Annotated in this window: 9 protein-coding genes and 1 tRNA gene; 9 read left to right on the forward strand and 1 reads right to left on the reverse strand. The window is 47.7% G+C overall.

Features of this window, described 5'->3' with window-relative positions; translation table 11 throughout:
* Positions 1–146: 146 nt before the first annotated feature.
* Positions 147–803 (reverse strand): CDP-diacylglycerol--glycerol-3-phosphate 3-phosphatidyltransferase, encoded by a 657-nt coding sequence (gene pgsA, locus B0181_RS01115; RefSeq protein ID WP_078275658.1) that lies wholly within the window; start codon positions 801–803, stop codon positions 147–149.
* 557 nt (positions 804–1,360) lie between these two features.
* Here pgsA and pstS point away from each other — a divergent pair.
* The 9 genes from pstS (at position 1,361) to B0181_RS01165 (ending at position 10,312) form a co-directional block, all read left to right on the forward strand.
* Complete coding sequence (gene pstS, locus B0181_RS01125) at positions 1,361–2,497, forward strand: phosphate ABC transporter substrate-binding protein PstS (protein ID WP_078275660.1); 1,137 nt, start codon at positions 1,361–1,363, stop codon at positions 2,495–2,497.
* A 311-nt stretch (positions 2,498–2,808) separates the two neighbouring features.
* Positions 2,809–3,783 (forward strand): phosphate ABC transporter permease subunit PstC, encoded by a 975-nt coding sequence (gene pstC, locus B0181_RS01130; protein WP_078275661.1) that lies wholly within the window; start codon positions 2,809–2,811, stop codon positions 3,781–3,783.
* Positions 3,784–3,856: 73 nt separating this feature from the next.
* The gene (pstA, locus tag B0181_RS01135) at positions 3,857–4,699 is read left to right on the forward strand and encodes a phosphate ABC transporter permease PstA (protein WP_425452019.1); all 843 of its coding nucleotides are present in this window, start codon (positions 3,857–3,859) and stop codon (positions 4,697–4,699) included.
* Positions 4,700–4,717: 18 nt separating this feature from the next.
* Positions 4,718–5,608 (forward strand): phosphate ABC transporter ATP-binding protein PstB, encoded by an 891-nt coding sequence (gene pstB / locus B0181_RS01140; RefSeq protein WP_371829203.1) that lies wholly within the window; start codon positions 4,718–4,720, stop codon positions 5,606–5,608.
* Between the two features lie 55 nt (positions 5,609–5,663).
* Positions 5,664–6,419, forward strand: coding sequence for a phosphate signaling complex protein PhoU (gene phoU / locus B0181_RS01145; protein ID WP_078275663.1), 756 nt, complete (start codon positions 5,664–5,666; stop codon positions 6,417–6,419).
* Between the two features lie 41 nt (positions 6,420–6,460).
* Positions 6,461–7,150, forward strand: coding sequence for a phosphate regulon transcriptional regulator PhoB (phoB, locus tag B0181_RS01150; protein ID WP_078275664.1), 690 nt, complete (start codon positions 6,461–6,463; stop codon positions 7,148–7,150).
* Positions 7,151–7,198: 48 nt separating this feature from the next.
* Positions 7,199–8,281 (forward strand): phosphate regulon sensor histidine kinase PhoR, encoded by a 1,083-nt coding sequence (phoR, locus tag B0181_RS01155; protein ID WP_078275665.1) that lies wholly within the window; start codon positions 7,199–7,201, stop codon positions 8,279–8,281.
* A 176-nt stretch (positions 8,282–8,457) separates the two neighbouring features.
* Positions 8,458–9,966 carry a Ppx/GppA phosphatase family protein gene (locus B0181_RS01160; RefSeq protein ID WP_078275666.1) on the forward strand — a complete coding sequence of 503 codons (1,509 nt, stop codon included), beginning with the start codon at positions 8,458–8,460 and terminating at the stop codon, positions 9,964–9,966.
* A gap of 270 nt (positions 9,967–10,236) precedes the next feature.
* Positions 10,237–10,312 (forward strand) — tRNA-Gly (locus tag B0181_RS01165).
* The last annotated feature ends 440 nt before the right edge of the window (positions 10,313–10,752 follow it).

Consider the following 10,752-nt stretch of genomic DNA (forward strand, 5'->3'; position numbering starts at 1 on the left):
GGAAGATACAAGGTTGGGTTTTCGTTTCACTCAACCCAACTTGTCACATGAAAACCATCATTTTATTTGCAGATAAATCACGCCTTGATTGTTGGGTTTTCGTTTCACTCAGCCCAACTTACAACCCATCAAATCCAGCCCACACCCTAATTCTGCTTTAAATACGGCCAAGCGGCTTTTAGATAAATCATCATAGACCACAGCGTCAAAATCACCGCCACCACCATCAGCGTGTAGCCGAGCATTTCTAGCATTTGCCAGTTGAGCAGCAGCACGGTGATGGCAATCATCTGAAACGTGGTTTTAAGTTTGCCCACATAGCTTACCGCCACGGACGTGCGATTGCCCAGCTCCGCCATCCATTCACGCAGTGCCGAGACGGCAATTTCCCGAGAAATAATGACGATGGCGCTGATTGCCATCACGATGTTTGGGTGCCACTGCACCAAAATAATGAGCGCAGCCGCCACCATCAGCTTGTCCGCCACAGGGTCCAAAAAACGCCCAAAAGCCGAACTTAGCCCCATTTTTCGTGCCAAATAGCCATCAAGCCAATCGGTAATCGCCGCCAGCACAAACACAAAAGTGAGCAAAAAATGCCGCAGCATACTGGTGCTGTATTCCATCATACCAAGCCGTGCGATGGCGTTGTCGGGAATGGCTGGCACATTGATGCCAAGCGCAGGCGGCCAGTAGGCGATGGCGACAAACAAAGGAATCATCACGATGCGCGCGATGGTGAGATTGTTTGGCAGGGTGAAAATGGTGCTGGCTTTTTCGGCTGGCTGATTTGGTGTAGTCATGATGGTTTGTTTGTTTTAATGTTTTTGCTTGATTGTCGCTGATTGATTTTTGTAAATCGTGGCGATTTGGGCGCAATAATTCGCCTTATGATACCTTACTTTGCGGTGTTTGGCGAATTTTTTGTTGCCAAAATGTGTGGCAATGTTTGCTGGTGGGCTTGCTGGCGGTCAATTTGGGCGGCTGGTGCGCTGGTTTAAGGTTGATTTTTCTATTTTTTAATTTGCGTTTTGTAATTCTCACTTTTTAGTTCTCACTTTTCAATTTCCAATTTCCAATTTCCAATTTCCAATTCCGCTTTTTAATTCCCACTTTCCGATTTTTTTATTTCTCATTTCCCTTCTTTTCACATCGCCATCAAGTTTGTTACGCAAAAGTAAGCATTTGTCATAAAACTGTCATTTGCACGTCATCTGATTGTCATGCAAGATGGGCAAAATACGCTCAAACGCAGCTGCATGACTGCTTTTTTCGTAAGAGTTACCAAAGGTGAGTGCCATCTGCCAAGCGCAAAGCATTCATCGGCAATCCATCTACAATCCATGAATCGGAGTATTCCATGAAAAAGTTCAACCTTTCTGTCATCACGCTTGGTTTGGCAAGTGCTTTGGCACTGAGCGCTTGCTCTAAGCCAGCTGAAAACACCGAAGCCGCCCCAGCCGCCCCAGCTACCGAGCAAGCCGCTGCCCCAGCTGCTGAAGCTGGCGAGAAAATCGCTACCCAAATCACTGGCGCAGGCGCGTCATTCCCACAGCCAGTTTATGCCAAGTGGAGTACAGATTTTAATGCAGCAACTTCTGGCAAAGTAAACTACCAATCCATCGGCTCATCTGGCGGCATCAAGCAAATCATCGCTAAAACTGTAGATTTTGGTGCGTCTGATGCGCCAATGACGGTAGAAGAGCTTGAACAAGAAGGCTTGGTACAGTTCCCAACCGTAATCGGTGGCGTAGTACCAGTGATTAACGTAGACGGCATTGAGCCGGGTGCACTAAAACTTGACGGCGAGACGCTGGCAAATATTTATCTTGGCAAAATCACCAACTGGAATGACGCTGCCATCGCTGCGCTAAACCCAGATTTGACACTGCCTGACGCTGCCATCACTACCGTATTTCGTTCGGACGGTTCAGGCACGACCTTTAACTTTACCGACTACCTTGCCAAAGTATCGCCAGAATGGCAATCAAGCGTGGGCGTGGATAAAACCATCAAATGGCCGACCACCGTAACAGGCGCAGCAGGCAAGGGTAACGAAGGCGTGGCAAGCTATGTAAACCGCGTGAAAAACTCTATCGGCTATGTAGAATACGCTTATGCCAAGCAAAACAATATGTCGCACGTTGCGCTGAAAAACGCCGTGGGCGAATTTGTTCAGCCATCAGCAGAAAGTTTTGCAGCAGCAGGCGATATTGACTGGTCGCAAGCTGCTGGCTTTAACAAAGTGCTGACCAACTCAGAAACCCAAGGCGCATGGCCAATCGCTGCAGCGACTTTCATCTTGGTGCACAAAAACCCAGAAAACCCAGCGCAAGTGGCAGGCGTGTTGAAATTCTTTGACTGGGCATTTGCCAACGGCGACCAAGCAGCACTGGATCTAGATTATGTGCCATTTAGCGACAGCGCGGTTGCCTTGTTCCAAGACAGCTGGGCGCAAATCAAAGACAAAGAAGGCAATCCAGTATTTACCAAATAATCTGACAGTCTTCCCACTATCGTCTGATACGTCGTCAAGCTCGCTTTCTGTACTACTTGTACTATCTGCGCTCGCTTTCCTTATCTCAAACGATATTGGTTTGACCATCAAGCATTGTTTTAAATGATGCTTTGAAATTATTCAAAAAAGCAAGCAGGTTTGCGATGGTGCAGACCTGTTTGCACAAGTTTACTAAGTTTTTTGTTAGCAAGCCGTTTTTGGCAATCACTGATTTGTAATTTTAAAACAGCCTATCTTTTAACTTTTAGGCGTTTGCCAACATTTCATCTCAAACAACGAATCAAAAAGTTATGGCAACTTCACCACACACCGACAACCACGCACTCACCGCTCAGCTGGCTCGTCAGCAGCGACTCGATGCGCTGTTTGTCAATGCGACCCGATTTTTCGCTTTTCTTGTGCTTTGCTCGCTTGGCGGGATTTTGATTGCGCTGACTTTGGGTGCAATCCCAAGCATGAAAGAATTTGGCTTATCGTTTTATACATCTAGCGAGTGGAATCCTGTTACAGGCGAATTTGGTGCGTTAGCTCCGATTTACGGTACGCTGGTAACTTCGGTGATTGCCATCGCCATCGCTGTGCCAGTCAGTTTTGGCATTGCGGTGTTTTTGACCGAATTATGCCCAAAATTTCTTAAAAAACCCTTAGGCATCGCCATTGAGCTTTTGGCAGGCATTCCGTCCATCATTTATGGTATGTGGGGCTTGTTTGTGTTTGCGCCTTGGTTTGGCGATAACGTGCAGCCTTGGCTGATTGAGCATTTGGGCAGTGTGCCTGTGCTTGGCAAGCTGTTTACAGGTGCGCCCATTGGCATTGGTATGTTTACCGCAAGTTTGGTGCTTGCCATCATGATTATTCCTTTTATCGCTGCCACCATGCGTGATGTGTTTTCTGTCGTGCCAGATTTGCTTAAGGAATCTGCCTATGGCGTGGGCGCAACGACATGGGAGGTGATGACAAAAATCGTGCTGCCTTATACCAAAGCAGGCGTGGTTGGCGGTGTGATTTTGGGACTGGGGCGTGCGCTTGGTGAGACGATGGCGGTAACTTTCCTAATCGGCAACACCTTTAACATCAACCCAAGCCTGTTCACTTCAGGCGTATCCATCACATCAGCGCTTGCCAACGAATTTGCCGAAGCGTCAAACGAGCTGCATTTATCATCGCTGCTGCATTTAGGCTTGATTTTGTTCATCATCACTTTTGTGGTGCTGTCATTGTCAAAACTTATGCTGATGAAAATTGACAAAAAATCAGGCAAATAAGCAAGGAATTTTTATGACAACTGCAAATCACACCGCAAATCAAGCCGCCAAAACGCCAAACTTTTTTGAGCGCATGAATAAGGCGAAATACCAAAAACGCCAGCTGACGAACAAACTTGGCATTGCTTTTACCATTGGTGCGATGGTGTTCGGCTTGTTTTGGCTGATTTGGATTTTAATCACGCTGTTTGGGCAGGGCTTTTCTGGCTTGGTGAGTATGCCTGTCTTTACGGTGGACACGCCGCCGCCAATGATGGAAGGCGGCCTTAGAAACGCCATTGTCGGCTCGGCGATGCTTGCTTTTGCGGGGCTTTTTATCGGTGCGCCCATTGGCATGATGACGGGCATTTATTTGGCGGAATTTGACCGTGGCGGCTGGCTGGGCAAGGCGACACGCTTTATGAATGACATCTTGCTGTCTGCGCCTTCTATCGTGATTGGTTTGTTTATTTTTGCCTTGATGGTGCAAGGGCGCGGTTTTTCTGGCTGGGCAGGTGCGCTGGCGCTGGCGCTCATCGTCATTCCTGTGGTGGTGCGCACGACCGAAAATATGCTGCTTTTGGTGCCGAATAATCTGCGTGAAGCGGCTTATGCGCTTGGCACGCCAAAATGGAAATTGGTAAGCCACGTTACCATGAAAGCTGCCAAAGCAGGCGTGGTAACAGGCGTGCTGCTTGCCTTTGCGCGCATCACAGGTGAGACGGCGCCATTGCTATTTACCGCGCTGAATAACCAATACTTTAGCACAGATATGAATGCAGCACTTGCCAACTTGCCAAACACCATTTATCAATTTGCCATGAGTCCTTATGACAACTGGCACGCCTTGGCTTGGGCGGCAGCACTGCTCATCACCGCAGCGGTATTGCTGCTAAACGTTGTCGCCAGAATGCTTAGCGGCAAAGATTATAAATGATGGCATAAGGAATTTACCATGACGACAACCCAACAAAAACCCAAAACCAGCGAGCAGCGCAGCACGCCTGTTACCAATCCTTATTTAGACGAAATTCATTCAGACAATACAGCGACAACAACCATGACAACACAAACCACAAATGCCATCGCCACGCCAGCCAAAATGCAAATTCGCAATCTCAACTTTTATTATGGCGATTTTAAGGCGTTAAAAAACATCAATCTTGACATTGCTGATAAGAAAGTTACGGCTTTTATTGGGCCATCTGGCTGCGGCAAATCCACGCTTTTGCGCACCTTTAACCGTATGTACGACCTATATCCGGGTATGCGTGCCACAGGCGAGATTAACCTTGATGGCGCAAATATCTTAGATAAATCGGTGGACGTAAACTTACTGCGTGCGCGTGTGGGCATGGTGTTCCAAAAACCCACGCCATTTCCGATGTCTATTTATGACAATGTCGCCTTTGGGGTGAAATTGTACGAAAAACTTTCTAAGTCTGAGATGGACGACCGTGTGGAATGGGCGCTCAAAAAAGCGGCACTGTGGAATGAAGTCAAAGACAAGCTAAAAGCGTCTGGTCTTTCGCTGTCAGGCGGTCAGCAGCAGCGTTTGTGCATTGCGCGCGGTGTGGCGACACGTCCAGAAGTGTTGCTGCTTGATGAGCCGACTTCAGCGCTTGACCCTATCAGCACAGGCGCAATTGAAGATTTGATTGAAGATTTGAAAAACGATTATACCATCGCCATCGTAACGCACAATATGCAGCAGGCGGCACGTTGCTCAGATTATACCGTGTATATGTATCTGGGCGATATGATTGAAATGGGCGAGACCAGCCAAATTTTTAATAACCCAAAACAAAAAGCCACCGAAGATTACATCACAGGTCGCCACGGCTAAGTGGTGCGTCTGATTGCGATGTTTGATTTGACACAACACAAAAAAAGGGTACACTATGTTTGGGAAACACACTTCAAAAAGTTTTGATGCGTCATTGGACGCTGCGCTGCAGACCTTTTTAACGATGGGACACATGGCGGTGGGACAGGTGTCTCGCAGTATGCAGGCGCTTGCCAAAAACGATGCTGCGCTTGCCACAGACGTGATTGACAGCGATGCTAAGATTAACGCCTTTGAGCGCGACATTGATGAGCAAGTGGTGAATTTGGTGGCTCGCCGCCAGCCCACCGCCAATGATTTGCGCTTTATCATTTGTCTGTCAAAAGGCGTGGTGGATATTGAGCGCATTGGTGATGAAGCGGTGAAAATCGCACGTTTGGTGCTGCAAAACAGCAGCTTACTTGCCGAAGGTGGCCGCAGTGAGCATGATTATCAGCACCAAGCCTTGGCGGACAAAGTGCGCCTGATGGTGGTGGACGCACTAGAAGCCTTTCGCCATCAGGACGCACGGCTTGCTTTTGAAGTCATGCAGATGGACGAAGTGATTGACAGCGAATACCGTGCGGCGATTGACGTTTTGCGCACCCAAGAGCTTGACAATGACGAAGTGATCCAAGTGCTGTGGGTGCTGCGTGCGCTAGAGCGCATTGGCGATCACGCGCGTAATTTGGCGGAATTTGTGGTGTATCTGGGCAGCGGCACAGACGTACGCCACACGTCATTTAGCGATGTGGAAGAAGCGGTGGAAGTGGCGCAAGACCGCTTTGAACAAGGGCGTGCTGATAAAAGCCTGAGCAGTGCCGATGAATAATCATCGGTCAAATTTAACCAACCAATTTTAAGGATAGTACCGTGCCTGTGCCAAAAATTTTGGTCGTAGAAGATGAACCTGCCATCAGCGAGCTGATTATCACCACGCTGGAATTTGCCGACTTTGAAGCGGTGGCAGCATTTGATGTGCCAAGTGCACACGCCGCTGTGATTGACGAAAATCCTGATTTGATTTTGCTTGATTGGATGCTGCCCAATGGGCAATCAGGCATTGATTTGGCACGCCGCCTAAAAAAAGACGACAGCACGGCTAATATTCCTATCATCATGCTCACCGCCAAGGGCGAAGAAGATAATAAAGTGTATGGACTGGACGCAGGTGCGGACGATTACATCACCAAGCCCTTTAGCACGCGTGAGCTGGTAAGCCGCATTAAGGCGGTGCTAAGACGCACAGGCAGCATCAATGAAAAGCCCGTGGGCGCAGGTAAGCTGACGATTGAGCCAGCCAGCCAGCGGGTGATGGTGGGCAACCAAGAAATTACGATGAGCAGCACCGAGTACCGTTTGCTGTACTTTTTTATGACGCACATTGACCGTGTCTATACTCGTGCGCAAATCTTAGACCAAGTGTGGGGCGGCAACGTATACATTGACGAGCGCACGGTGGACGTACACATTCGCCGCCTGCGCAAGGTGCTAGAGCCGTTTGGTGTGAGCGGCTTTATCCAGACGGTGCGTGGCACAGGCTATCGTTTTTCTGAAAAATGATGTGCGTTGTAGCCATAATTGTTGATAAAAATAACAAGTAGCAAAACCATGAATGCGACCTACGAGCTGTCAGATTTGAGCAGTGATGTGTTTTATGACGCACTGCACGCCTTGCCTGACAGCGTGATTTTATTGGACGATAAAGCGTGCGTGCTGTGGCATAATCCTGCCGCCAAGACGCTTTTGACCGCCTTTTTTACGGACGATGACACGCCAGATGTGCTGGGTAAGCCGATTTTAAAGCTGCTTGCCAATGAGTATTTTATAGAAGCGTTTTCGCAAGTTTATCAAGATTTTTTGCTCGGTAAATATAAAGCAGAACAAAGCGCCAATTTTAAATTTCCGTCTAAGATTTTCGTGGGCGATGTGCAGATGGCGCAGGTGAGTTTTTTGCCTGCGTCACGAATGCTTTTGCGTATCCAAAATTACACACGCATTCATCATTTAGAGCAAATGCGCACGGATTTTGTGGGTAATGTGTCGCATGAATTGCGCACGCCTTTGACGGTGCTGATGGGCTATCTTGAGACCTTTGGCAGTGCGCCTGATTTATCCGCCAAGTGGCAGCGTGGCTTTAATCTGATGCGTGAGCAGGCGCGGCGCATGAATAACATTGTCAATGATTTGCTCATGCTATCACGCCTTGAAAATGATGAATCCGAGCCGCCAGCGGCGGTGGATATGCCGCGCGTACTCATGCAGGTGTTTGACGATGCACAAGCGAGCAATGCTGAGAGTGCGCATTTGATTGATTTGCACCTTGATACGCCAAAAAATTTGCTGGGGCTGGAAGTGTATTTGCACAGCGCCATTTTAAATCTGGTGCTAAATGCCATGAAATACACACCAGCAGGCGGTGAAATCAGCATCATTTGGGAAGAAGTCAAAGACGGTGCGCTATTGTCGGTGATGGATAATGGCATTGGCATTGCGCCTGAGCATTTGACGCGCTTGACCGAGCGATTTTACCGTGTGGACAGTGGGCGCAGTCGTGCCACAGGCGGTACGGGGCTTGGACTTGCCATCGTCAAGCACGTTTTAAATAAGCATGACGCACGGCTGATGATTGAATCCACTGAAGGCGAAGGCTCGGCATTTAAAGTGCTGTTTCCAAAATCACGTTTGGTGTGATTGGGCGATGATTTTACGCATTATCAATGTAATTTGCACCAAATGACAAAAACCGCTAAAAATCCCTTTAAAAAACCATTTTAGGCGGTAAAATATCCCAATCATTAAACATTAAAATTAGCATTCAACCCTATTTGCGCGGCGCATGGCGTACGCCCAACCACAAGGATATTCTCATGCCAAATATGCTCGGCGATGACGAGCTGCTTGCGGCGATTGACATTGGCTCAAACAGTTTTCATTTGGCGATTGCCCGAATGGATCATGGCGACTTGAAAAAAATTGCCGCCATGAGCGAAAAAGTGCAGCTTGGCGCTGGGCTTGATGAGCAAAAACGCCTGTCTGAAGACGTGCAAAAGCGTGGCTTGGACTGCTTGGCGCGCTTTGTGGGGCGGCTTGAGAATGTGCAGGCGGAGCGTTTGCGTGTGGTGGCGACCAATGCGCTGCGCCAAGCGGTGAATGCCGATGAATTTATTGCGCGTGCCAATGCCATTTTGCCAAGACCGATTGAAATCATCTCAGGGCGTGAAGAAGCGCGGCTGATTTATGTGGGCGTGGCAAATACGCTTGTCAATGACACCAAGCGTTTTGTGGTGGATATTGGCGGCGGCTCAACGGAGCTGATTGTCGGTAAAGGACACGAGTCTATCTTGACCGAAAGTGCGCAGATGGGGGCGGTGAGCTTTACCCAAAAATTTTTCAAAGATGGCGTGATTAGTAATGCCGCTTTTGACGCTGCCATCAGCGCCGCCCAAAAAGAAATCATTCCTTATGCCCAGCGTTACCAAAAAACAGGCTTTGAGACGGTGATTGGCTCGTCTGGCACGATTAAGGCGGTCAAAGGTGCGCTCATGCAGCTCGGGCTTGCCGACAAAGAGCGCATTACGCTAGATGGCGTGCTGGCGTTGCGTCAGCATTTGGTGGGAGTGGGCTGTGTTAATGACATTGAGCTAAACACCGTCAAGGCGCACCGCAAGGCGATTTTCCCTGCGGGGCTTGCTGTTTTGATTGCCGTCATGCAGATTTTTGGGGTCAAACGCATGACGTATTCGGACGGTGCGCTGCGTGAAGGCGTGATGTATGACATGATGTCTCGGCTTGGCAGTGATGATGTGCGTGATTTGAGTACGCAGGCGCTGATTGAGCGGTTTAATGTGGATAAAAAGCAAGCCAAACGTGTGGTCAAGACCGCAAGAATGCTATTTAACGACGCCAAAGCTGCGCTAAATCTTAGCGATGCAGACAATGATTTACTGCGACGTGTGGCGTTTTTGCATGAAATCGGGCTTGCCATCGGACACAGCGGCTATCATCGCCACAGTGCTTATATGCTGGAAAATGCCGAAATTGCAGGCTTTTCACGCATGGATCAGGCGCAGATGGCGCAGATGGTTCGCCATCACAGACGCAAGCTGCACGCCGCTGATTTTGAGCGCATTTGCCGTGTGGGCGGTGAGCGGCTGGCTCGGCTGACGCTGCTGTTGCGCCTTGCGGTGGCGGCAAATCACAGCCGTAATGATTTGGCGCGCCATCAGATTCATCTGACGATTAAGTCGGTGAATGACTGGCAAATTCTACTAGAAAAAGACAGCCACGGTGGTCATGCGCTGCTGCTTTCGGATTTAAAAGACGAAGCCATGCAGCTGATTAAGTGGGGCGTGAATTTGCAAGTCAGCGTAAATTAGTCAAAAGTCATGGCAATTTGCCAAAAATGAGTGTGTAAATTGAGCTAAGTTATCATAAGTTTACGCTTTTCTTAGGTGAAATTGCTTTGACAAGAAAAATTTAGCGCATAAAATTTAAGATAAAAATATTTTATTTTTCAATAAATTATGATATTTTTTGCGAAAATTAAGAAAAATTTTTAAAAAAGTGCTTGACGATAAAAATTAAATCTATATAATACGCACCCATACAGCGACATACGGCAATAAGCCGAACGCTGACAACGACAAGCGGGAATAGCTCAGTTGGTAGAGCACGACCTTGCCAAGGTCGGGGTCGCGAGTTCGAATCTCGTTTCCCGCTCCAAATTTTAAAAACCCAAATCATGATTTCATGTTTTGGGTTTTTTGCATTTTCAGCTTAGCGTTGTTATAATGATTGTATTGATAAAGCTGAACCACCCAAAAGCCAAACTTAAAAAAGCCATTAAATTCAAGGGCGATTGAAATCAAAGAAGTTTGGTGTATAGATTTTATGCAATCATCATGATAAATTCGCACAAACCCACAAAAAAGTGTGCAAAAGGGCGAAATTTTGCCCGTTTTGCAGATAAAATTACAAAATAAGTGGAAATTGTGTTTTTTAAATGTGATTTTTTTGTGTTATAATTAGCAAGATATGGCAATTTAATGGCGGATTTGCGCAAGCGTTTTGCCGTCAGATTGTCAGGGTTTTTACATTAACGAACCTAAGACGCAAGTTTTAGGTCAAACAACAAGAGGACGACATCATGGCAAAAGCCAAGT

Origin of the sequence: Moraxella caviae (assembly GCF_002014985.1) — a bacterium.
GTDB lineage: Bacteria > Pseudomonadota > Gammaproteobacteria > Pseudomonadales > Moraxellaceae > Moraxella > Moraxella caviae.

What these genes read in the sequence shown, in the direction of transcription:
- pstS (WP_078275660.1), top strand. Translation starts at nt 1,361, where the DNA reads ATGAAAAAGTTCAACCTTTCTGTCATCACGCTTGGTTTGGCAAGTGCT.
- pstA (WP_425452019.1), top strand. Translation starts at nt 3,857, where the DNA reads ATGAATAAGGCGAAATACCAAAAACGCCAGCTGACGAACAAACTTGGC.
- B0181_RS01160 (WP_078275666.1), top strand. Translation starts at nt 8,458, where the DNA reads ATGCCAAATATGCTCGGCGATGACGAGCTGCTTGCGGCGATTGACATT.
- pstC (WP_078275661.1), top strand. Translation starts at nt 2,809, where the DNA reads ATGGCAACTTCACCACACACCGACAACCACGCACTCACCGCTCAGCTG.
- pstB (WP_371829203.1), top strand. Translation starts at nt 4,718, where the DNA reads ATGACGACAACCCAACAAAAACCCAAAACCAGCGAGCAGCGCAGCACG.
- phoU (WP_078275663.1), top strand. Translation starts at nt 5,664, where the DNA reads ATGTTTGGGAAACACACTTCAAAAAGTTTTGATGCGTCATTGGACGCT.
- pgsA (WP_078275658.1), bottom strand. Translation starts at nt 803, where the DNA reads ATGACTACACCAAATCAGCCAGCCGAAAAAGCCAGCACCATTTTCACC.
- phoR (WP_078275665.1), top strand. Translation starts at nt 7,199, where the DNA reads ATGAATGCGACCTACGAGCTGTCAGATTTGAGCAGTGATGTGTTTTAT.